The organism is Bacillus sp. SN1, from assembly GCF_002796895.1.
Classification (GTDB): Bacteria; Bacillota; Bacilli; order Bacillales; family Bacillaceae; genus Bacillus; species Bacillus inaquosorum.
Map to the genome: position 1 here is coordinate 281403 of NZ_PHIE01000005.1, position 23581 is coordinate 304983.

General features: G+C 46.6%; 22 protein-coding genes. 16 read left to right on the forward strand and 6 right to left on the reverse strand.

Translation table 11 applies throughout. The annotated features are described in order from the left end of the window. Positions 1–74: 74 nt before the first annotated feature. The 13 genes from CVV77_RS17765 to lnrN all read left to right on the forward strand — a co-directional run bounded on the left by CVV77_RS17765 (position 75) and on the right by lnrN (position 15297). Positions 75–1796 carry an ABC transporter ATP-binding protein gene (locus CVV77_RS17765; RefSeq protein WP_100276082.1) on the forward strand — a complete coding sequence of 574 codons (1722 nt, stop codon included), beginning with the start codon at positions 75–77 and terminating at the stop codon, positions 1794–1796. Beyond that, positions 1790–3604 (forward strand): ABC transporter ATP-binding protein, encoded by a 1815-nt coding sequence (locus CVV77_RS17770; RefSeq protein ID WP_100276083.1) that lies wholly within the window; start codon positions 1790–1792, stop codon positions 3602–3604. The genes CVV77_RS17765 and CVV77_RS17770 overlap by 7 nt, the downstream gene beginning before the upstream one ends. A 153-nt stretch (positions 3605–3757) precedes the next feature. Further along, a complete protein-coding gene (gene catD, locus CVV77_RS17775) occupies positions 3758–4162 on the forward strand; it encodes a DoxX family oxidoreductase CatD (protein WP_003239773.1) in 405 nt (134 codons plus the stop codon). 17 nt (positions 4163–4179) lie between these two features. Further along, a complete protein-coding gene (catE, locus tag CVV77_RS17780; RefSeq protein WP_100276084.1) occupies positions 4180–5037 on the forward strand; it encodes a catechol 2,3-dioxygenase in 858 nt (285 codons plus the stop codon). Between the two features lie 93 nt (positions 5038–5130). Beyond that, positions 5131–6075 (forward strand): AraC family transcriptional regulator, encoded by a 945-nt coding sequence (locus CVV77_RS17785; RefSeq protein WP_100276085.1) that lies wholly within the window; start codon positions 5131–5133, stop codon positions 6073–6075. A gap of 174 nt (positions 6076–6249) precedes the next feature. Next, positions 6250–7698, forward strand: a complete 1449-nt coding sequence (locus CVV77_RS17790; RefSeq protein WP_100276086.1) for a sugar porter family MFS transporter — start codon at positions 6250–6252, stop codon at positions 7696–7698. A 27-nt stretch (positions 7699–7725) separates the two neighbouring features. Further along, a complete protein-coding gene (locus tag CVV77_RS17795) occupies positions 7726–8667 on the forward strand; it encodes a sugar phosphate isomerase/epimerase family protein (RefSeq protein ID WP_100276087.1) in 942 nt (313 codons plus the stop codon). Positions 8668–8676: 9 nt separating this feature from the next. Next, the gene (locus tag CVV77_RS17800) at positions 8677–9858 is read left to right on the forward strand and encodes a Gfo/Idh/MocA family protein (RefSeq protein ID WP_100276088.1); all 1182 of its coding nucleotides are present in this window, start codon (positions 8677–8679) and stop codon (positions 9856–9858) included. 123 nt (positions 9859–9981) lie between these two features. Then, a complete protein-coding gene (locus tag CVV77_RS17805; protein WP_100276089.1) occupies positions 9982–11184 on the forward strand; it encodes a sensor histidine kinase in 1203 nt (400 codons plus the stop codon). Then, entirely contained in the window at positions 11181–11843 is a 663-nt protein-coding gene (lnrK, locus tag CVV77_RS17810) for a two-component system response regulator LnrK (protein ID WP_003239759.1), read from the forward strand. Before CVV77_RS17805 ends, lnrK begins: the two co-directional genes overlap by 4 nt. A gap of 143 nt (positions 11844–11986) precedes the next feature. Continuing rightward, positions 11987–12922, forward strand: coding sequence for a linearmycin resistance ATP-binding protein LnrL (gene lnrL, locus CVV77_RS17815; RefSeq protein ID WP_100276090.1), 936 nt, complete (start codon positions 11987–11989; stop codon positions 12920–12922). Between the two features lie 12 nt (positions 12923–12934). Further along, positions 12935–14125 carry a linearmycin resistance permease LnrM gene (gene lnrM / locus CVV77_RS17820; protein WP_100276091.1) on the forward strand — a complete coding sequence of 397 codons (1191 nt, stop codon included), beginning with the start codon at positions 12935–12937 and terminating at the stop codon, positions 14123–14125. 14 nt (positions 14126–14139) lie between these two features. Continuing rightward, positions 14140–15297 (forward strand): linearmycin resistance permease LnrN, encoded by a 1158-nt coding sequence (gene lnrN, locus CVV77_RS17825; protein ID WP_100276092.1) that lies wholly within the window; start codon positions 14140–14142, stop codon positions 15295–15297. A 36-nt stretch (positions 15298–15333) separates the two neighbouring features. On the opposite strand, the gene CVV77_RS17830 is transcribed toward lnrN, so the two are convergent. Together CVV77_RS17830 and padR are read right to left on the reverse strand one after the other, a co-directional pair. Beyond that, complete coding sequence (locus tag CVV77_RS17830) at positions 15334–15933, reverse strand: GNAT family N-acetyltransferase (RefSeq protein WP_100276093.1); 600 nt, start codon at positions 15931–15933, stop codon at positions 15334–15336. Between the two features lie 51 nt (positions 15934–15984). After that, positions 15985–16533, reverse strand: coding sequence for a transcriptional regulator PadR (padR, locus tag CVV77_RS17835; protein WP_100276094.1), 549 nt, complete (start codon positions 16531–16533; stop codon positions 15985–15987). 284 nt (positions 16534–16817) lie between these two features. Here padR and estB point away from each other — a divergent pair, with 284 nt between their 5' ends. Next, entirely contained in the window at positions 16818–17450 is a 633-nt protein-coding gene (gene estB / locus CVV77_RS17840) for an esterase EstB (RefSeq protein ID WP_100276095.1), read from the forward strand. Positions 17451–17670: 220 nt separating this feature from the next. Beyond that, positions 17671–18759 (forward strand): acyltransferase family protein, encoded by a 1089-nt coding sequence (locus CVV77_RS17845; protein ID WP_100276096.1) that lies wholly within the window; start codon positions 17671–17673, stop codon positions 18757–18759. Positions 18760–18796: 37 nt separating this feature from the next. On the opposite strand, the gene CVV77_RS17850 is transcribed toward CVV77_RS17845, so the two are convergent. After that, complete coding sequence (locus CVV77_RS17850) at positions 18797–19414, reverse strand: TetR/AcrR family transcriptional regulator (RefSeq protein WP_100276097.1); 618 nt, start codon at positions 19412–19414, stop codon at positions 18797–18799. Continuing rightward, on the reverse strand, positions 19380–20633 hold the full coding sequence (locus CVV77_RS17855) for an MFS transporter (protein ID WP_100276098.1): 1254 nt from the start codon (positions 20631–20633) through the stop codon (positions 19380–19382). Before CVV77_RS17855 ends, CVV77_RS17850 begins: the two co-directional genes overlap by 35 nt. A 122-nt stretch (positions 20634–20755) precedes the next feature. Between CVV77_RS17855 and bstA the strand changes: the two genes are divergently transcribed. Beyond that, on the forward strand, positions 20756–21292 hold the full coding sequence (bstA, locus tag CVV77_RS17860; RefSeq protein WP_084994319.1) for a bacillithiol transferase BstA: 537 nt from the start codon (positions 20756–20758) through the stop codon (positions 21290–21292). On the opposite strand, the gene CVV77_RS17865 is transcribed toward bstA, so the two are convergent. Both CVV77_RS17865 and CVV77_RS17870 read right to left on the reverse strand, forming a co-directional pair. After that, positions 21289–22845, reverse strand: a complete 1557-nt coding sequence (locus CVV77_RS17865; RefSeq protein WP_100276099.1) for an MFS transporter — start codon at positions 22843–22845, stop codon at positions 21289–21291. The genes bstA and CVV77_RS17865 overlap by 4 nt on opposite strands. 111 nt (positions 22846–22956) lie before the next feature. Further along, positions 22957–23439, reverse strand: a complete 483-nt coding sequence (locus CVV77_RS17870; protein WP_003239733.1) for a MarR family transcriptional regulator — start codon at positions 23437–23439, stop codon at positions 22957–22959. Positions 23440–23581: the final 142 nt, after the last annotated feature.

The following is a 23581-nucleotide window of genomic DNA, read 5'->3' on the forward strand; positions in this document are numbered from 1 at the left end:
TTGCCGTCAAAAAGACCGTCATAGTAAAGTAAAGAAAGAGACAATCGAGTAAAAAGGGGTTTGGAGGCTTTTACATGCAAAAGGCTTTATCGTTTTTAAAACCATACTCATTGCTGGTGGGAATTGCGCTGATTCTCATGTTGACGGAGCTTGCGGTTGAACTGATGCAGCCTTTACTGATCGCAAAAATCATCGACGATGGGATTTTAAAGCAAGATCTCCGGCATGTGTGGACATGGGGCGCGGTCATGATCGGACTGACCGTGTTATCATTTGCAGCGGGAATGCTGAATTCCTTTTATGCCGCCCATGTCAGCCAAAGCTTTTCCTACGATACGAGAAAAGGGCTTTTTCAAAAAATCCAGTCCTTCTCCTATTCTACTTTTGGACAGTTCTCATCCTCTTCTTATATTACAAGGCTGACAAACGATGTCACACAGGTTCAAAACATGATTTTTATGAGTTTGCGGTTTATGCTGCGGGCTCCGTTAATGATTGTAGGCGGTATTGTGCTGTCACTCACCGTTAACGTGAAGCTCGGCTTTTTTCTGCTTGTGACCATTCCGATCCTAATCTTGTTTTTGCTATGGGTATTAAAGAAAGGCGGGGCGCTCTTCCGTTCAGTGCAGAAACGGCTGGATCAGGTGAATACCGTCATGCAGGAAAACTTAACAGCGATTAAGCTGATCAAAGCGCTGCTTCGCGGCAGCCACGAGGTCAAAAGATTTATCAAAGCCAACACGAGGCTGATGGAAAAAACAGTTTCAGCCTTTCAGCTTGTGGAATTCACGATGCCTGTGCTGATGCTGCTGATGAACCTCTGCATCCTTTTGATTTTGTGGGCAGGTGCACACAGTATCACAAACGGAAGCACTCAAGTCGGTGATGTTGTCGCGATTATTAACTACGCAACACGAATTACGGGCGCGCTTTCGATGTTTCCGTTTTTGATTATGATTTTCACCCGGGCGAAGGCTTCAGGGGATAGAATCGGCGAGGTGCTTGAAACGGAAGGCGATGAGCGGGAAGAAGGCATCATACCAGGTCGTTTGTCAGGACGGATTGAGTTTCAGCATGTATCCTTCCGTTATCCTGAAATGGAGAGAGAAGCGCTGCGGAATGTCTCATTTTCCGCAAAGCCGAGGGAAACGATCGCGATTCTCGGTGCGACGGGATCGGGCAAGTCCACGCTCTTTCAGCTCATTCCGCGGCTTTATCGGCCGGATTCAGGCAGCATTTACATAGATGAAAAGCCAATTCACGATTTTCCAGCAGAGGGGCTTCGCAAGCAAATTGGATATGTACCGCAGGAAGTGCTTCTGTTTTCCGGCACAATCAAGGAAAATATCGCTTGGGGCAAAGAAAATGCTTCACTTGATGAAATAATGAAAGCGGCCAAACATGCGCAAATTCATGAAACGATTATGAAGCTCCCGAATGGGTATGACACTGTTTTGGGACAAAGAGGCGTCAACCTGTCCGGCGGCCAGAAGCAGCGGATTTCCATTGCGCGGGCGCTGATCCGAAAGCCGGCCATCCTTCTTTTAGATGACAGCACAAGCGCGCTAGACCTGCAGACGGAGGCGAAGCTGCTTGAGGCAATCAGCACATATGAGTGCACAACCTTGATCATTACGCAAAAAATGACCACGGCGATGAGAGCTGATAAGATTTTGCTGCTTGAGGATGGCGAACTGATTGAAAAAGGCACGCACAGTGAGCTGCTTTCTGAATCTCAGTTATACAAACGCATTTACGAGTCGCAATTCGGAAGGGAGGGGAGCGAGTCATGCTAAAAGACATCCGCAAGCCTTTCCAATATCCCAAAATGCCAATCGACAAAAAAGAAGGCGCAAAAAAGCGGGCGAAAGCAAAGGATGCAAAAGGCACACTGAGACGAATCTGGTCTTACTTGGCTGAACGAAAAGGACTGCTTATCCTTGTCATGCTGATGGTTGTCATCAGCGCGATATTCGGGCTCCTTGGCCCCTTTGTAATCGGAAAGGCCATCGACCATTTCATCGTCGGGCGAACGGTAAGCGGACTGATTCCCGTTTTGCTTCTTCTGCTCGTCATTTACATTATTCAGTCACTGTCACTCTGGTTTCAAAACTATTGGATGATTACGATTTCGCAAGGCACTGTTTTCAGAATGAGAAGCGAGTTGTTCACCCATCTGCATGAGCTGCCGATTCCGTTTTTTGATAAACAGCGGCACGGTGAGCTGATGAGCCGGGTGACAAATGACATCGAAAATGTCAGCTCTACTTTAAATACGTCGGTCATTCAAATTCTGTCAAGCGTCATCACCTTTGTCGGAACGGTTGCAGTAATGCTGTACATGAGCCCGCTCCTTACAGTGATTACCTTGACCATCATTCCGGTGATGGCAGTAAGCCTGAAATGGATCACCAACCGGACGGGAAAGCTGTTTAAAGAACAGCAGAAAAACCTTGGTGAGCTGAATGGATATATTGAGGAATCTGTTTCCGGCGCAAAGGTCATCAAAGCCTATTCGCGTGAGAAGCAGATCACTGCCGAATTTCTCGAAAAAAACGCTGCGCTCAAGACCTCGGGCTTCTGGGCACAGACGATTTCCGGGTTTATCCCGAAAGTCATGAACTCTTTGAATAACTTAAGCTTTACAATGATTGCCGCAATCGGCGGTTTGTTCGCGCTAAAAGGCTGGATCTCGATCGGCTCCATCGTCGTTTTTGCCGAGTATTCAAGGCAATTCACACGCCCTTTAAACGATCTGGCCAATCAGTTTAATACGATGCTGTCCGCCATTGCCGGCGCTGAACGGGTGTTTGACGTGCTTGATGAAAAAGAAGAGCGCGAGGATGAAAAGAACGCCGTGCATCAGCCGATCCAAACAGGCAGTATTGAATTCCGGGATGTGTCCTTCGGTTACGATGAAGGGCAGCAGACACTGAAGCATTTACAGTTTACAGTGCCTGCCGGACAGTCCATCGCGTTTGTCGGACCGACGGGAGCGGGGAAAACAACTGTCACCAACCTGCTCGCCCGTTTTTACGAGCCTGATGAGGGAAGGATTTTAATCGACGGTACAGATATTAAAACCCTCACTAGAGCAAGCCTGCGGAAAAACATGGGGTTTGTCCTGCAGGATTCGTTTTTGTTTCAAGGAACGATCAGAGAAAATATTCGCTACGGCAGGCTTGATGCTTCTGATCAGGAAGTCGAAGCCGCGGCAAAAACAGCGAATGCCCACAGCTTTATTGAAAGGCTGCCAAAAGGGTACGACACAGTGCTGACGCAAAACGGATCGGGCATCAGCCAAGGACAGAAACAATTGATTTCCATAGCGCGTGCGGTGCTTGCCGATCCGGTTCTTCTCATCTTGGATGAAGCGACAAGTAACATTGATACCGTAACAGAAGTCAACATTCAAGAAGCGCTCGCCCGTTTAATGGAGGGAAGAACAAGCGTCATCATCGCCCACAGGCTGAACACCATTCAAAGAGCGGATCAGATTGTGGTGCTGAAAGACGGCGAAATGATTGAAAAAGGCAGCCATGAAGAACTGATCCGACAAAAAGGATTTTACAGTGACTTATATAAAAGCCAATTTGAGAAATAGACCTTTGTCCCGCACAAAGGTCTTTTTTGTTACAGTTTTATAGTACTTTTATTTCATTTTCGTAAAATGTAACAAAATTACTTGACGTAAACAAGTTATGTATATATACTAGCTTACATTAAGTAAGTGATAACATTTATCAAGGAGGATAAAATGAATAAATCATTTGAAATTGGCACATTACTTTTAAGAGTTATTACAGGTATTATCTTTTTTGTTCATGGTTTATCTAAGTTTCAGGGAATGGAAGGCACCATCCAATTTTTCGGCAGCATAGGCCTTCCAAGCTTTATGGCGTATGTCATTGCAGCGATTGAACTCGTTGGCGGAGTGCTTGTCTTCTTCGGATTGGCTACACGTATTGTCGGTGTTCTGTTTGCCCTCACGCTGATCGGAGCCATCATTACAGTCAAGCTGAAAGCGCCATTCATGGGCAATGCAGAATTTGATTACCTTCTGCTTTTGACATCAATCCACCTGGCTCTTTCCGGAAGCCGTTTCCTGGCGCTAGACCCGCTTGTATTTAAAGCAAAAAAGAGCGAAAACGTATCAGCATAAGAAAAGAGGCATACAGCATGACCAGCATTCATGAGGATACAAACATTGGCTATGTCAAACTCACAATCCGCAGTCTGGAGCGCTCCCTTCAGTTCTACTGTAACGTCATCGGCTTTCAAGTCTTAAAAAAGACGGATCGCCAAGCCGAACTATCGGCTGACGGAAAACGCGTCCTGCTTGTTCTCGAAGAAAATCAGAGCGCCGTCGTCTTGCCTGAACGGTCTGTGACGGGCCTCTATCACTTTGCAATTCTTCTTCCGAACAGGAAGGAACTTGGTATCGCGCTCGCCCGCCTGATTGAACACGGCATTGCCATCGGACATGGGGATCATGCTGTCAGTGAAGCACTCTACCTGTCTGATCCTGATGGAAACGGAATTGAAATGTACGCTGACCGCCCCCGCAGTACGTGGCAGCGTGATCGTGAAGGAAACTACGTCATGACGACAACCGCTGTTGACATTGAGGGTCTTCTTGAAGTGGCCGGAGATGAACGGAAAGCAGTGCTTCCGAACGATACAATTATCGGACACATTCATCTGCATGTCAGTGATTTGAAAGAAGCAAAAGCGTTTTATACGGATGTGCTGGGCTTTGATATTGTCGGAAACTATGCGAGCATGTCTGCTCTCTTCGTTTCAGCCGGAGGCTACCATCATCATATCGGCTTAAATATTTGGGCGGGAAGAAACGCGCCGCCTAAACCGACAAATGCCAGCGGACTAGACTATTACACGGTTGTCCTGCCTCATCAAGAGGAACTGGATCGAGTGGCAGACCGAGTCAAACGTGCCGGATATTCGATCGAAGAAACGGAAAACAGCTTCCGTGTGAAAGATCCTGTTTCCGGCGCCCATATTAGATTTGTGATTTGACTGTAATCCCTTTGCCGAAAAAACGGCAGGGGGATTTTTTATTTTTGTCCGCCTTGTTATGATGGGAGAACCAACTTGTTAGGAGGCGTTTACATGGAACTCAATCACCTTGTGACAGGCAAAATAGCATTAAATCAATATGTGCATCGCTTAGAGCAAAAGGATGTTTCATTTTACGTCCACTATTGGGGAGCGATGACGAACCACTATAACACACTGCTTCATAAGCATTCCTTTTATGAAATTTGTTACGTCGTAAGAGGTGAAGGATATTACCTTGAAGGCGATCGTACATATCCGCTTCGTGAACAGACGATTTTTTTGTCAAAGCCGGAGCATTTGCACCAAATCAAAAGTGAAACAGGGCTGTTCCTTTTTTACGTCGCTTTCGAGCTGAGCGAGGATCAGTCAAGCGCCGAATGGATCAAAGTGATGGAAGAAGTGAAACAAAGCCCCTTTATCACAATGCAATTGAAGGATGGCGAACCGCCGGGCCTGCTTTGGAAAACGTTAATGCTGCAAGCAGCGCAGCCTGTCAATGCTTTTGACAAAGAGATCCTATCTCATTTGTCGCATGCATTGATCCTGTCATTAATCCAAACCTTTCTCCCGTCCGCCCATCGCCCGAAACAAAAGCAGCCCATTCAAACATCTTCTGCTTTGCTGACAGAGGTGAAACTGCACATAAAAGACAATCTTTCACAGCCGTTAAAGCTGACGGATGTCGCCAGCCACTTTCATATCTCAGGGAGGCACTTATCACGTTTATTTGCAGCAGAACTGGGCGTCAGCTACTCAGAATTTGTCCAAAATGAAAAAATAAACAAAGCTGCCGAGCTGCTGAAATCAACGAATCTATCGATTAAAGAAGTAGCGGAAGAAATCGGTTTCTCAGTACATTATTTCACTCGCATATTTTCCGCCAAAATCGGCAGCTCACCAGGGCTTTTCCGCTCCCTTTATAAAGATTCAAAAATGACCGCATTTCAAATCAATAAACCTTTTCAAAAAATCGAACAGGCCAAGCCGCACGAATAAGATGTCCTGAAATGACAAAACAATGTCTTCATAAGATAAAGACGCGAGAAATCTCGTTGTCTTATAATCTTTTTAGAAAGCGGTTACAAAAATGGGTATTGCTGATGGAGGGATGCATTGGCTTATGCTTGGTGTCGGGTGCTCTGCCATTCTTGAAAGAAGGGGAAGAAAGCCGTGAGTACAAAAAAGAAAGAGGCTGTAAAAGAAAAAGAAAGCTTAGCTCATAAAGGGCTTTTACGAACGATTACATTGGTATCTACATTCGGCGGCCTGTTGTTCGGTTATGATACGGGTGTCATTAATGGGGCACTTCCTTTTATGGCAACTGCAGGTCAACTCAATCTTACACCTGTTACAGAAGGACTGGTTGCGAGTTCCCTGCTTCTCGGGGCAGCCTTCGGGGCGATGTTTGGAGGACGTCTGTCCGATTGGCACGGCCGCCGAAAAACGATCCTTTATTTAGCCTTACTCTTCATCGCAGCCACACTTGGCTGTACCTTTTCACCAAACGCGTCCGTGATGATTGCCTTTCGTTTTCTGCTCGGACTGGCGGTTGGCTGCGCTTCTGTAACGGTTCCAACCTTTTTAGCGGAAATTTCGCCGGCAGAACGCAGGGGACGAATCGTGACACAAAATGAACTGATGATCGTAATTGGCCAGCTGCTGGCATACACCTTTAACGCCATTATCGGCAGCACAATGGGGGAGAGCGCAAATGTATGGCGGTATATGCTGGTCATCGCGACACTTCCGGCTGTTGTGTTATGGTTCGGAATGCTCATCGTGCCTGAAAGCCCGCGTTGGCTGGCGGCTAAAGGCAGAATGGGTGACGCTCTGCGGGTGCTTCGGCAAATCCGTGAAGACAGCCGGGCACAGCAGGAAATAAAAGAAATCAAACATGCGATTGAGGGCACAGCAAAAAAGGCCGGCTTTCATGGTTTTCAAGAGCCGTGGATCCGACGCATTCTATTCATTGGGATCGGAATAGCCATCGTACAGCAAATTACCGGTGTCAATTCGATCATGTACTATGGGACAGAAATTCTGAGAGAAGCCGGTTTTCAAACAGAAGCTGCATTAATCGGCAATATTGCAAACGGTGTTATTTCAGTTATCGCGGTCATTTTTGGGATATGGCTTCTCGGCAAAGTCCGCCGCCGGCCCATGCTGATCATCGGACAGATTGGCACGATGACAGCCCTTCTGCTGATCGGGATTTTATCCATTGTCCTTGAAGGAACACCCGCCCTGCCGTATGTTGTGCTGAGTTTGACCGTTTTGTTTCTTGCGTTTCAGCAGGCTGCCATTTCTACGGTGACGTGGCTGATGCTCTCGGAAATCTTTCCTATGCATGTGCGGGGGCTTGGCATGGGGGTCAGCACCTTCTGCTTGTGGACAGCTAACTTTCTCATTGGATTCACCTTTCCCATTTTGCTCAATCATATTGGGATGTCGGCGACATTTTTTATCTTTGTCGCTATGAATATCCTAGCGATTCTATTTGTGAAAAAATATGTGCCTGAGACAAAAGGGCGGTCACTTGAACAGCTTGAGCATTCCTTTCGCCAGTATGGCCGCCGCGCTGATCAGGAAATCCAAAATCAAACAACTCACTTATCGTAATCTGCAGATACCAGGAGGAATCTATCAATGAAACTATCTTATGTAACAGACAGCTTAGGACATTTGCCTTTTGAAGAAATGCTCGATTTTGCCGCGGAGCTTGGCATTGATACGCTTGAAATGACAACTGGAGGCTGGTCGCCTGCGCCTCACTTGAATCTTGATGAACTGCTGCAAAGCAGCCACAAAAGAGAAGAGTTTTCAGCAGCGCTGGAAAAGCGGAATATGACACTTTGCGCTTTAAATTGCTCGGGGAATCCTTTGGATTCAGGCGAACTGGGCAAATTGCACAGAGAAGTAACGGACAAAACGATGGAGCTGGCTGGATTATTAGGCGTCAAAAAAGTGATCATGATGAGCGGCCTGCCAGCAGGCGGCCCGGACGACAAAGTGCCGAACTGGATCACATACACAGTGAGCTGGCCTCCCGTTTTAAAAGATATCCTCAACTATCAATGGGAAGATGTTGCGATTCCTTATTGGAAGGAGCTTGTCCAAAAAGCGGAAGCCTGCGGTGTTGAAAAAATCGCGCTTGAAAATTTCAGCTCTCAATTAGTCTATAATCCTGAGACTCTCTTTCGGCTCAGAAATGCAGTCGGCCCGATGGTCGGTTTGAATCTTGACCCGAGCCATTTATTATGGATGGGCGCAGACCCGATCATCGCGGCAAGGGAGCTCGGAGAAGCCATTCACCATGTTCACGGAAAAGATGTCAGAATTGAAAGACATTTAGCTGCAGTTAACGGGCTGTTAGAAACAAAAGAAGTGACAGATCCTGCAAACCGGGCATGGAATTATGTAGCTGTCGGCTGCGGACAGGATTTACAGTGGTGGAAGGAATTTTTTTCAGTCGTAAAAATGATGGGGTATGACGGTGAGGTTTCCTTAGAAATGGAGGACTTAACGATGTCACCGGAAGCGGGCATCCGCACATCGATAGAAGCTTTAAAACAAACCATCAGCCAATAGGAGGTTTTTCTGATGCTAAATGGAGAAAGAATCATTTCAAAACCGCTGCGCTGGGCAATGGTAGGCGGCGGGCGGCTCAGCCAGGTTGGATATAAACATCGTATTGGAGCGCTGAGAGACAATACTGCCTTTCAATTAATTGCAGGCGCCTTTGATATCGATGCCGAAAGAGGAAAAGACTTCGGGGTGAACCTCGGAGTGGATGCGGAACGCTGTTATCCTGACTATCAAACAATGTTTGCGGAGGAAGCGAAAAAAGAGGATGGCATAGAGGTTGTATCGATTGCCACGCCGAACGGCACTCATTATGAGATCTGTAAGGCGGCGCTTGAAGCAGATCTTCATGTCATTTGTGAAAAACCGCTGTTCTTCACTTCAGAAGAGGGCTATGAAATCAAAGCGCTCGCAGAGAAAAAAGGGAAAATTGTCGGCGTGACATACGGTTTTTCCGGCAATCAAATGCTCCTTCAAATGCGTGCGATGATTGAGCAAGGCAAGATCGGCGATATTCGTGTGGTTGACTTGCAGTACACACACGGTTTTTGTGCAGCAGATGAGGGCGAAAACATAAGCGCTGCACAGAAATGGCGTGTCGACCCTGCGATCGCCGGGCCAAGCTTTGTGCTGGGCGATTTATCTACCCACACGTATTATATGTCGCAGCTCATTATGCCGCAGATGAAAATCAAAGAGCTGCTGTGTGACCGCCAGAGCTTCGTCGGCAGCCGAGCGCCGCTGGAGGACAACGCACATGTGCTCATGCATTATGAAAACGGAGCGGTCGGAACGATGTGGACATCATCAATCAATGCCGGATGTATGGATGGCCATAGAATCCGGATTGTCGGCTCAAAAGCAAGCATCGAATGGTGGGACAGCAAGCCAAACGAACTGACGTATGAAGTGCAGGGAGAGCCGATTCAGACACTCGTTCGCGGCATGCCGTATTTAGACCGTGCGTGCAGTGCTGATGAACGTCTGGGCGCCTTACACAGCGAAGGGCTGTCAGACGCGTGGGCCAATATTTATCTTAAGTTTGCCGTTGCGATTGATGCGAAAAACCGCGAAGATGAAGAAACCTTGAACAACTTGGTGTATCCTGACATTGATGCAGGAATCGAGGGCATCCGCTGGATTGAGAATTGCGTGCGTTCAGCAGACCAAGGATCAGTATGGGTTGAATTCAAATAAATAAACGAAAGCGCTGCATATGACATTAAGTTCATATGCGGTTTTTATTTTCCAGAAACTCCTGTCAAAAATGACCTGAGGCAGGTATGATAAGAAAGGAATTGGGTAACGGGAGTGATGAGCGTGAAGGCTCTTATATTTACTAGGATTTTCACCTTAATGGTAAGTTGTTCGGTTTACTTTTTTCTTGTAAAAGATGACCGCTGGTTTGAGTATTTGTTCATCGCTGGCGGTGCGGGTGTGTTCTTAGCAAATCATCTCTTATTAAGAGTAGAAAAATATGCCGTTATTTTTTGTCTGATTGATATTGCAGTTGGCTTTTCATTCGGTTTTATATTTCCGGGTACAGGTTTATATATCACATTGCTCAGCCCGGTTGCTGTTACCTTTTTTTTGAAAGGGTTTGACCGGAAAACAGTATGGTCTGTCCTTTGTTTTTGTTTTATCATGTGGCTGATTGTGCTCATTCGTACATATCGTATGTTCGGCGATGAATATGTGATGGATCATTGTATCAGCATGACATTCGTTGTCTTTTGCGGAGTTGTCGGTAAATTAATCCGCAAGCTGTTGGATACGCAGGAAACGGCAAAACAGCAGTTTCAGGAACTGACGGAGTCACACTTGGCGCTGTCTGCTGCGCACCAGGAGCTGCATTTATATGCGAAGCAGGTTGAAGAGCTGACTGCCATTCATGAGCGGAACAGAATGGCAAGGGACATCCATGATACAGTCGGGCACAAAATGACGGCGCTCCTCGTACAGCTGCAGCTTTTGCGTGAATGGCAAAAAAGAGACAGCCAAAAAGCGGAGGAGACAGTCGGGGTATGTGAAACGCTTGCCCGTGAAGCACTTGATGATGTCCGTTTATCAGTGCGCACCCTTCAAACGGAAAACGAACCTTCGTTAATCGAAACGCTGAAACAGCTGACAGAAGACTTTTACAAAAATGCGGGAATCACAACCGATTTTGCGGTCAGCGGTGATCCGGCGATGATCCCGCTGTCTCTTCATCCGACTCTGGTCAGAACAGTGCAGGAAGCGCTGACCAATGCTAAACGGCACGGCGGCGCCACAGCCTGTTCGATACAGCTTGCCTGCGCACCGGACAGCATCAGCCTTGTCATTAAGGATGACGGAAAAGGAAATCCCGAGGCGGCACTCGGCTTTGGTCTCTTGAACATGAAAAAGCGGGCAGCGGAGCATGGCGGAATGATCCGCTTTGAGAGCGAACGGGATCAAGGATTTACTGTGATCGCCAAATTTTCACTGGCTAATAAAAAATGGAGCTTCGGGCCCGCGCAGCAAAAGGAGAGTTTATCATGATTAAGATCATCATTACCGACGATCAGGATATCGTCAGAGAAGGGCTGGCATCGCTGCTTCAGCTCAGAGAAGAGCTTGATGTGATCGCAACAGCGCGAAACGGGCAGGAAGCCTTCGAAAAGGCGAAAGAACTTGAGCCCGATATTGTGTTAATGGACATCCGAATGCCGGTTTCCAACGGAGTTGAAGGGACAAAATTGATTACAAGCTCGCTGCCCGGCGTAAAGGTTTTGATGCTGACGACCTTCAAGGATTCAGAGCTGATTGCTGAAGCGCTTGAAGAAGGAGCGAGCGGGTACCTGCTAAAGGACATGTCAGCCGATACGATTGTAAAAGCGGTGATGACTGTTCAATCTGGGGGTATGGTGCTTCCTCCGGAACTGACTGCCCAAATGCTGAATGAATGGAAGCGTGAAAGACAGCTGAAAGGAATAAACGAGAAAGAAAAACCTAAGGAGCTGCACGACCTGACCGATCGTGAAATGGAAGTTCTCGCTGAGCTGGGGTACGGGCTGAATAACAAAGAAATTGCCGAGAAGCTGTACATTACAGAAGGCACAGTGAAAAATCACGTTTCAAACATTATCAGCAAGCTGTCTGTCAGAGACAGAACCCAAGCCGCCATCTATTCAGTCAGATATGGCGTATCTGTCTTTTGACATATGACGTTCAGCATATACATTTCTCTGAAAAGGCCTTTTACAGGCCTTTTTTTCATGCCTTATGTTCTATCCGGCGCTACATGCCGCACGCCCTTCTTTTTTCTACAATGGCAATGGGATTAAAAAAGGAGTGAAACGACGTGCTGCAAGCAGAAAACATCAAAAAGGCCTATGGGAAAAAAACAATCGTGAAAGGCATTTCTTTTTCCCTCCAAAAGGGAGAGTCGTTCGGGCTGCTCGGGCCAAACGGTGCGGGGAAGTCCACAACCATCTCGATGATTTCCGGCCTCGTGCCGCATGACAGCGGGAACATCACAGTGGGCGGCTATGTCATCGGAAAAGAAACAGCTAAAGCGAAACAAAAAATCGGCGTTGTCCCGCAGGAAATTGCTTTATATCCGACGCTGACGGCTCATGAAAATCTTATGTTTTGGGGGAAAATGTACGGACTTACGCATGGCGAGGCCAAAAAAAGATCGGCAGAGGTCCTTGAATATGTCGGCCTGACTGAGCGGGCCAAAGATAAAATTGAAACATTCTCAGGCGGAATGAAACGGAGAATCAACATTGGTGCCGCCTTAATGCACAAGCCTGAGCTGCTGATCATGGATGAACCGACTGTCGGAATCGACCCTCAATCGAGAAATCATATTTTAGAAACGGTGAAACAGCTCAATGAAACGGGCATGACGGTGATCTACACGAGTCATTACATGGAAGAGGTTGAGTATTTATGCGACCGGATCGGCATTATTGATCAGGGAGAAATGATTGCGATCGGCACAAAAACCGATTTGTGCAGCCGCCTTGGAGGCGATACCATCATTCAGCTCACGGTTAGCGGGATCGACGAAGCGTTTCTATTTGCGATCCGTTCTCTGGCTCATGTCAATGATGTAACAGTACATGAGTCAGAGCTCAAAATTGGAATTGCTGCGGCTCATCATGAGAAAGTCGTCACAAGTCTGCTTGCGGAAGCAACCGCCCATCATACAAACCTGCTGTCTCTTCAGGTGCAGGAACCGAATCTGGAGCGCCTGTTTCTGAATCTGACCGGCCGCACTTTGCGGGATTAAGGAGGGACGGCTATGAAAAAAAGCATATGGATCGCATGGAAAGATGTCAAAATCAGAATCACGGACAGAAAAGGGTTTATGATGCTTATCTTAATGCCGCTGATCCTGACCTGTATTTTAGGGGCGGCGCTCGGATCGGTTGTTGACGGAGGCAGCCAGATTGACGACATCAAAGTCGGCTATGTCCAATCAGGCCAGTCAGATGCAGCGAACATGTTTAAAACAGATGTGCTCAAAAAAATGAAGTCGATAAAGGTCACACAAGCCAGCAGTGAAGAAGAGATGAAGAAACTGCTTGATGAAAAGAAAATCGATGTCGGTATCGTTATCCCAAGCCATTGGGAAGCCGGCAAAACGTCAGCTTTTGTCTATGCTGACCCTGATCAAACATTAAAAAGTTCCATCACCGAAACAGCCGCCGGCTCTTTTATAGAGCAATATAAAGCGGTTCGGGAAGCCGCGTCAGCCTCAATGGACTACGTCAGCAAAACGTCAGCTGTAAAGCAAGGAAAACTTGATCCCTCACAGATTGCAGAAAAGCTGGTAAAGACGCTTGAAAAAGAAACGGGTGACAAACTGACTATTGCGGAAAAATCAGTCGGCAGCAAGGCCGTTACGAGTTTTCAATACTATTCGGCAGCAATGCTTTGCATGTTTATGCTGTTTCATATGACAGTCGGGGCGAAATCATTCTTACAGGAAAAGGATACGGAGACGCTTGCCAGAATGCTGATGACGCCTGTGCAAAAATACGCCATTCTCTTCGGAAAATGGCTTGGAACCTATCTGTTTGCCATCATACAATTTTTTATTTTTCTGATCGTCACGATCAATGTATTCGGTGTGGACTGGGGCGATAATCTGCTGTTTGTGAGTGTACTCGGGCTTTCATACGCTGCAGCTGTATCCGGCATTTCCATGCTGCTTGCGTCGTGCATCAGCGATATGAAATCGGCCGATGCGATAGGCGGCTTCGGCATTCAATTGCTTGCGGTTCTCGGCGGGTCCATGCTGCCGCTGTACCAATTTCCTGACTTCTTGCAGTCTGTATCCAAAGCGGTACCGAATCGATGGGCGCTTGACGGCTTTCTATCTTTAATGGAAGGGGGAGGCTGGGCTGGCCTTCAAAAGCCTGTGCTTCTTTTTGCGGCGATTGGCCTTTGTTCGCTCGTGCTTGGTATCAGACGGCTTCATACAAGATAAGGAGGTACACCAAGGTGAAAAAAATCATAGCCATTTGCGGCATTGAGCTTTCTCTCATTTTCAAGAAGCGGCAGAACTATTTGATGATGTTTGCTGCCCCGCTTTTGCTGACCTTTGTATTTGGAAGTATGCTCGGCGGCAATGACGACAAGCTGCGGCTTGCGATCGTTGATCAGGACGACACGATTCTCTCACAGCATTACATTCGGCAGCTGAAGTCACACGATGATATGTATACATTCGAAAACATGTCTGAAAGCAAAGCGTCAGAAAAGCTGAAACAAAAGAAAATTGCCGGGATCATCGTCATTTCCCGCTCCTTCCAAGCACAGCTGGAAAAAGGAAAACATCCTGAGCTGATCTTCCGCCACGGCCCGGAGCTGTCGGAAGCGCCGATGGCCAAACAGTACGCGGAAAGCACATTGGCAAAGCTCAATATTCAAGTTGCCGCGGCGAAAACGGCAGCTCAGGCAGCGGGAGAGAACTGGAAGGCGGCTTATAAAACGGTTATCGCCAAAGATCACGAAGATGCAGCGCCAGCCGTAAAGCGAAAGACGCTCAGCAATCAAAAAGAGGGTGCAGACGCAAGTGACATAGCTTCCAGAGCAGCAGGCTTTTCCATCCTGTTTGTCATGCTGACTATGATGGGGGCGGCGGGAACCATTCTTGAAGCAAGAAAAAACGGCGTCTGGTCCAGATTGCTTACAGCCTCTGTCAGCCGAGCGGAAATCGGTGCTGGGTATGTGCTGTCCTTCTTTGTCATAGGCTGGATTCAATTTGGCATCTTGCTTCTCGCATCCCATTGGCTGTTTGGCATCAACTGGGGGAATCCGGCTGCGGTTATTGTGTTAGTGTCGCTTTTTCTGCTGACCGTTGTCGGCATCGGATTGGTGATTGCGGCCAATGTCAGAACGCCGGAACAGCAGCTTGCGTACGGCAACTTATTCGTCATCGCAACATGTATGGTAAGCGGAATGTATTGGCCGATAGACATTGAACCAACATTTATGCAGTCTATCGCTGAATTTCTTCCGCAAAAGTGGGCGATGAGCGGGCTGACTGAGATTATCGCTAACGGTGCGCACGTCACAGATATTTTCGGGATCTGCGGTATCTTGCTTGCTTTTGCTGCAATTACCTTCATAGTGGGGCTGAAAGCGCTCCGCGCCTAAAAAAACATCTGCCCCCGGGGCAGATGTTTTTCGCAATCATTTTGTTTTTTCTGTAAGCTGCAGTCTCTGTTCCAAATGCTGTTTCACGGACGGCCACTCACTGTCGATGATGCTGTAAAATACCGAGTTGCGGAATGTTCCGTCTTTTCTGATCATTTGGTTTCGCAATATGCCTTCTTTAACTGCTCCCAGCCGTTCAATGGCCTTTTGCGATCTGATATTCCGCTCATCTGTTTTGAACTGCACCCGAATCGTGTTCAGCTGTTCAAAGCAATATTGTAACAGCAAATATTTGCATTCAGTGTTGACCGAGGTGCCCCACACTGAAGGGTGAAACCACGTCCAGCCGATCTCAAGGCTTCTTGCAGCGGATGACATATACAGAAATCGTGTCGTGCCGACGATTTTGCCAGTCTCGCGTTGTATAATCACGAATGGACATTCTGCACCCGAATCTTTCGCTTGCAGTGCTTCCTCAACAAAAGCCTCCATATCATGCAGCGTTCTGATGGTTTTCGGTAAATGCGCCCAGATGTTTTCATCATTTGCAGCTTCATATAAACCTTGAATATGGCTTTTATCCATCGGCACCGCTCGGATCAGTTCCCCTGTTAATTCACGCAATGTCACCTTCAATTGTCCGTCCCCCCGCATTAAATATCGGAGCAGCCAGAAGGCCGCTCCCGGTCAATCCTTATCTATCATGGCCAAAATTGATTCCAGCCAAGAAACGTAATTTTTCTCCCGCTCCAGCGCTTTCGTCAGCACGAGATAGTGGCCGAAGTCCGGTGAAGAAAACGACATCGGCTCTGCTGAAGCCATAAGCTTCTCATAGCTTCCCTGCAGATCAGACAGCTTGACCTTGCGTTTCAGCAGCTGGTCTGTGAACAAGTCGGAAGCCTCCTGCCGTGATAGACAAGAAATGAAATAAGCCTTCAGCATAAATTCATCCTTCACCGTCTCTGGTATCGGCTGGTGGCGGATCAGCCAGTCGTGCAGCTCCTGCTTTCCGCTGTCTGTCAGGGTGTACATTTTTTTCTCCAGCTTTGTGCCTTGAATTGTTGTCCGGAACGTGATAAATCCTTCATCTGTCAGCTTTTTGAGCTCAGGATAAATCTGACTGTGCTTGGCGCTCCAAAATTGGCCAAGCTCCTCTTTAAAATAACTCGTAATATCGTATCCGCTCAATTCGCCTTTTCGCAAAAGCCCTAATATGGCGTATTTTAATACTCTCATGCTATCCTCCGTGTCTATGGCTGTTTCGCACAAAAGATGAGCAAGTGCTCATCTGTGATCCTAACTGCCTATTCCCCTTATTATAGAAAAGGGAGGAAGGGAACACAACCCGGTCTACTTGTGAAATTAAGATATAAGGTATGTAATGATTTAAGAAGATATCGGATTCATTTCCATCGATCATAAAAAATGATATATTTAATTTTCTGAAAAAATATTAACTATATTGATGTTTTATGTATAATAGGAAATTGGTGGTATAAACATTTTAAGGGGGAATGAATGTGAAAAAAGTATTGATTACATTCGCTATCTGTTTATCGCTGATTCTATCTGTTCTAGCTACTTCGCCGTCAAGCGCAAGAGCTGAATCAGTACATAATCCTGTTGTTCTTGTTCATGGAATAAGTGGTGCCTCATACAACTTTTTCGCTATTAAAAACTACTTAATTTCTCAAGGCTGGCAAAACAACAAACTGTATGCAATTGATTTTTATGATAAAACAGGGAACAATCTAAATAACGGCCCGCAGCTCGCTTCATATGTTGACCGCGTTCTAAAAGAAACGGGAGCCAAAAAAGTAGATATTGTGGCTCATAGTATGGGAGGCGCAAACACGCTGTACTATATTAAATATTTAGGCGGAGGCAATAAGATTCAAAATGTCGTAACGCTTGGAGGGGCTAATGGTTTAGTTTCGTCAACAGCACTGCCGGGCACAGATCCAAATCAGAAAATCCTCTATACATCTATCTACAGTCTAAATGATGAAATAGTGGTTAATAGTCTTTCCAGACTGCAAGGAGCAAGAAATATTCAGCTTTATGGCATCGGCCATATTGGCTTGCTTTCTAATAGTTTAGTGAATGGTTATATAAAAGAAGGGCTGAATGGCGGAGGCCTCAATACAAATTAATATCTCCATAAAAAAACCTGCCGTCTCTGTTACAGCAGGTTTTTTGAGATCCTCTTAGTAATCTCGTCTGAGAAAGATACACCAAAAAGTCAGGGGTTTTTATTGCCTTAGTCTATAATACATACCCCAATGTATGACATCAGGCACTTTTTCAAATAAAGCAGACATGTTAAGGTACAACCATCGATTTCTAAAAATTTGAAATAAAAGGAGCGCAGTTATGCAAATTAAAGAAATTTTTATGATCCGCTGCATTTCGTGCTTAAGTGTCGTCTTGCTCCATATCATTTCAATGGTCCTGATGCTTCAGGCAGAAGCTCTCGCAGATATTTCTCACACCGTAGATTCTTTCCGCACACTTCTGATGTTCAGCACGCCTGCCTTCATTTTCATCTCTGAATTTTTGCTGGCCCGTTCTTATCCTGACGGGGTGCCAAACGGTTTTTTAAAGAAGCGGGGAAAAGTGATTTTCGTTCCTTTTTTATTTATCGCGGCCATCGATGCACTGCTGATGACCAGTGCGATGGGGGGAGAGATCACCTTTCTCGCGATTGTGCAAAAGTATTTGACGAACGTATTGTTAGGAAACTTTATCGGATACTTTATTCTCGTCATCTTTCAATTTTACATTCTGCATATGATGTTTCATGAGTATTTGAAAAAAGCATCGCCGAAATGGGTGCTGTCCATCTCATTTGTGGTGACAGCCGCCTATTTAAGCTATTTTTCAGCAGTCAGCCCGGCTCCCGCTTCAGAAGAGGGCGGTGGGTTTCCGTTCTTCTGGGTTCCGTTCGCAGGCTGGCTTTTCTACTTTTGTCTTGCCTACTATTGCGGAAAGGAGTATAAGCGCTTTTTAGCCTTGCTGAACCAATACCGCATAGTGATATACGGCGCCGCGCTAGCTTCTGCTGCGCTGGTTGTCACTGTTTCTTATGTCGGTGAAATCGGCATGATCAGCTCGAAACGGCCTGATATCATGCTGTATTCGACAAGCATGATTTTCCTGTGCTTTCACTTGTTTTCTAAAATGAAGCATGTACCGAAAATCATTATGTTTATCAGCAACTATTCCTTTTCGATTTATCTGCTTCATGCTTATTTTATGATCATAGGCTACGTTTTGCTTTTAAATATGCCCGGGATTCCCGCCGTACCGGCTGTTCTCCTGTTGTTTGCCGTGTGCACAGCCGGCCCGATTCTGACCTCATGGGCACTGAATAAATTCAAATACGGTTATTTATTTGTGGGGAAGATCTATCAGCCAAAACAGAAGAAAGCCACATTAGAAGTGCGTGATCACGCAGGATGAAAACAAGCGGCAGGAGAGAGGTTCCTGCCGCATTTCTTTATTTCTCATCTACTTGCAGTACCGTTTTTAAATACAGTTTTGCAGATTCAGCAAGTCCAGATACATCAGCCTTTTCTTCATCGAAATATAGCGCGTTCTGGATGATGCCGTCATTCATATTGAGGAAAAATTTCGCGATCGTCGCCAGAGGCTGCAGAGGCTGAAATTCCCCCTGATCGATTCCTTTTTGCAATAGCTTTGAAAACCTTGCCACAAAAAGATCATACCGATTTTCTAAATACTTCCTTCGTTCTTCATTGCGCCAAGCCGTCACTAAATATTCAAATTGCACCGGCGCCAGTGTGTCCGCTGCATCACGCAGGCCCTCAGCAAGTTCATCAAAATAGCTGGAAATGGCGGTCCAAACACTTCGGTGTTCAGCTGAGTCATCAAGCTTTCGGAGCCCTTCATCTAGCCCTGCTTCAATGATTCGCCGAAACATCTCCTCGGTGCTTGAAAAATAAAGATAGACACCCCCTCGGCTGAAACCTGACTCTTCCACAACGTCCTTCATTGTTGTTAATTCGAATCCTTTTCGTTTAAAAACCGTTTTGGCAGCCTCTAAAATCTCTGCCTGCCGTTTATCCTTGTGCTCCTTTGTTACTTTCGGTGACAAGATATCGCCTGCTTTCTGCAACTTTCTTACCTACAAGTGTAATCAACCCGACCATGATCAGCAAGCAGCCACAGACAAGAAAAGCAAGTGATACACCGATCCATTCCGCCAGCACGCCCCCGCCCGCCATGCCGAGGATGGAGGCGAGGGTTGTCGCGCTCTGAATGGCGCCAAACACCCTGCCGCTGTAATCGACAGGCACTGTTGTTTGCACGAGAATTTGAAATGGAATATGGACCAGACCGAAAGCCGCTCCCATGATGAAAAAAGCGAAAATAAAAAGAGCAATGCCGGCAATTCCCATTCCGCTTAGAAATGGTGCACCTCCAGTCGCTAGTCCAAGAAGAAGGGTCCCAGTTGAGAAATAAAGCAAGTAAGAAGTGATTTGCCGTTTGCCGGTAATGGCCGCTGTAAGGAGCATCCCGGCTCCGCTTACGGCCATGCACCAGCCTGCAAGCTCGGGCGGAGCTCCTGAAAAGGAGCGGATAAGAATAATCGCTTGGGAATCACCAATCTGCAAAACAAAGAGAACGACACAAGCTGTGAGTAAGCCTGTTAATAGAAGCGGCATCCGTTTCAAAAACTGAAGGCCTTCCTTGATAGAAGTAAGTGCTGATGTTTTTTCTTGAGGTGTATTGGCTTTTTGTAAAAAAGCATCTCTGGGAAGGAAAAACAAAATGACAGCGGAAAGAAAGAAGGCGCCGGCGTTTATATAAAAAACAGAATGTATCGAGAAAGCAGCGATCAGCGTGCCGCCAAGGGCAGGGCCGAAGATTTTTGCGCTGTTATCAATGATGCTGCTGATGGAAACGGCCTGCTGAATGTGTGCTTCCGGAGCCAATTCCTTAAGCTTTCCATTTTTAGCAGGTAAAAAAAGTGAAGAAAAACAGCTCTGAAGGCATAGCAATACGTAAAGCTGCCAAAGCTCACTGACATAAACGCAGCTGATAACGGTCAGGGCACGGCCGATTTCAGACAGAAACATGATCGTTTTTCTGTCAAAACGGTCGGCAAGCAGACCCGATACAGGTCCGAGTACAATGACAGGCAAAGCAAACGACATCATTAAAAGCGACATATCTAATGGTGAAGCATGAAGCTGAAAAGCGGCTAATGTTAGCACGGCCAAAATGTGAAGCCAGTCTCCAAGTGAAGAAATGGTTTGCGAGGCTAACAGTGTTATCAGTCCTTTTTGATTGCGAAAAAATGGTTTTTCCATGATTCATCCTCCTGATCATTAAAATGACACTTGTGTCGTTTTTATTGTATGGGAAAAAGACACAATATACAATCTTTTTCTTGTAAAATAAAGGAGAAGATTGAACAGAAGGGAGAACATACATGACAACAGCCAATCTAAGCTATCCAATAGGAGAATACCAGCCGAGGGAATCGGTATCGAAGGAGCAAAAAGATGAATGGATTCAAGCGCTTGAAAAAGTGCCGGCCAAACTGAAGAAAGCCGTTGAAGGTATGACGGAAAGCCAGCTTGACACACCGTACCGAGACGGGGGATGGACCGTTCGGCAAGTTATTCATCATCTGGCTGACAGTCATATGAACAGCTATATTCGGTTTAAATTGAGCTTGACGGAAGAGACACCGGCCATCCGTCCATATGATGAAAAAGCGTGGTCGGAGCTAAAGGACTCGAAAACAGCAGATCCAAGCGGTTCACTCGCACTTTTGCAGGAGCTTCACGGGAGATGGACGGCTCTTCTCCGCACCCTGACGGATCAGCAATTTCAGCGCGGCTTTTACCATCCCGATACAAAGGAGATCATGACCCTAGAAAACGCGCTCGGGCTGTATGTCTGGCACTCACATCATCATATCGCTCATATTACGGAGCTTTCCAAACGGATGGGGTGGTCTTAACGCTTTTGCCGGCGGAAAGCCGGAAGACTGATAGCAGCAATCACCAGCAGTGAAATCACAGCAGCGGCGGCATATAAATGATCATAGCCGCTGGCGACACTCGCATGAATGGCGTCGCTTATCGCGGTTTTGACTTCAGGCACGGGAATCCGTTCGATTTGTTCTTGTAAAGAAGAAACATCAGAACTGTCGATCTCCGGAATCATCTGCATCGCCGTTCTTGAATGTCCGCTCTCCGATAAGCGGCTGCTGATTTCATCATCTATTTGGTCAAACCCGGCTGTGATAAAACCTGCATAAAGAGTAGGCGCCAATGTCAGTCCGATTTGCCTTACCAATGAAAGCGTGCCGAGCGCCGTGCCCTTATTCGTTTTAGCCGCCTCTGATACAAGGACGTTCAGCGGAGCGCCTAACAGGAAGCCAAAACCAATGCCAGCCACTACACTAGCGATTACAAACTCCCATTTTTCCGTCACCCAGAGCGGAAATAAAGCAAATCCCGCACATGAAATGATGCCCGAAAGAATAACGGTTTTCACCGGCCCTTTTTTGTCGGTGAGCGCTCCGCCAAGCCAAGCGCCGATTCCGGAAGCTAACGCAAGCGGTGTCATCCAATAGCCTGCTTTTGCAGCAGGAACGCCCAAATACTGCTCAACATATGACGGGATAAAAATGACCGCCGCCAAGAGTCCGCCGGATAATAAACCGATGATAAGCGTGCGCTGAAACATGTGGTTTCTCAGCAGAGAATACGCCAAAATCGGATCGCCCCCGCGCATTTCAACCCTCTTTTCAAACGAGATAAGCGCTGCAAAACAGAGAATGCCAAAAACAATACATCCATACACTTCTGGTTCTCCCAAGCTGTTTAAAAGATTTGCCCCGTCAAGATTCGTCATGCCGTACATCACAGCTAAAATCGACAGAGACAGAAGGAAAATTCCGGCCGTATCGAGGCGTTTAGCCTCAGGCGCTTTTGTTTCCGCAATAAAACATGCACCGAAAACAACCAATAGCACTGCAATCGGCAAATTAATCAAAAACAGCCAATGCCAAGACCCGGTCCAATCAAGCAGAAAGCTTCCAATATTCGGCCCGAGCACAGCAGCCATCCCGTTCATTGCGCCAAGCAGCCCAAGCGCCTTCCCCTGCTTTTCCTTTGGAAGGGTAGCGAGAATGTGCGAGCTGCCGATAATGAAAATCCCGCCGCCCCCAAGCGCCTGAATCAGCCGAGAGATCAGAAAGAGCGGGAAGCTTTGGCTCAAAGCAACAAGCAAAGAACCAAGTCCGAACAGGCAAACCTCAATGAGAAAGAGTTTCTTTCTGCCGTAGCGGTCTGAAAGCTTTCCGACGATCGGCACACTGACGCTAAGACCGAGCGTATAGAGGGTAATGCCCCATGATCCCCAGGAAGGAGAAACGGCAAATGACTCGTTTATCGTTGTTAAAGCAGCCGAAATAATTCCGTTATCCAGCGCAGCCATAAACACACCAATCGTAAACAGGCTGATCGCCCACTTTTGGCTTTTCTGCTCTGTCAATGCTTCAGACATATTCATCAACCCCTTTTTAATTCACTTCGAATATATTATTCATTTTAAGTGAACTAAATGTCAAATAAAAAAAGCCTGCTTCCGCAGTTTGCGGATGACAGACTTAAAGACTTATTCTTTTTTTGCATTCTCCAATGCTTTGGAAAGGATAGAAAGCCCTTCGGAAACCGCCTGCTTTTCTTCAGGAGACAGCAGCTCCAATGAACGCTTTAATTTCAGATGGCCCTTTTCATATAGACCCCGAAAAATATTTTTTGCATTCTCCGTCAACTGAACAACCACTGAACGGCGGTCCTCTTCAGAATGTGATCGTTTGACAAACCCTGATTTCTCAAGACGGTCAAGCAGCCCTGTTGTATTGGACAGGGAAGCCCCCATTTTTTCAGCAATGTCGCTGACCTTTAGTGTTCCATGGTTGTTTAATAGCATCATCACTTTCATTTGCGGCATGCTCATATCAAGCTTCATCCACTCGGACACATCACCGAGACCGGCTGAGGTTAAGACTTTCATATAGAGCACCCATATTTCCCGTTCCTCAGATGAAAGAATGTTTTCGTTTAACACCGTTGTATCATGTAAATTATATTCCATTTCATCACTTCCTCATCATTCGCTCCTCTTACCATATTACTCGATTTTCACTGCTGAAAGAAAGTGAGCAGAAACTGCATCAGGGACTTTGTCCGAAAAATAGAGGTAGTGTATAATGAGTTGGAGATTATTGGGGGAAGAA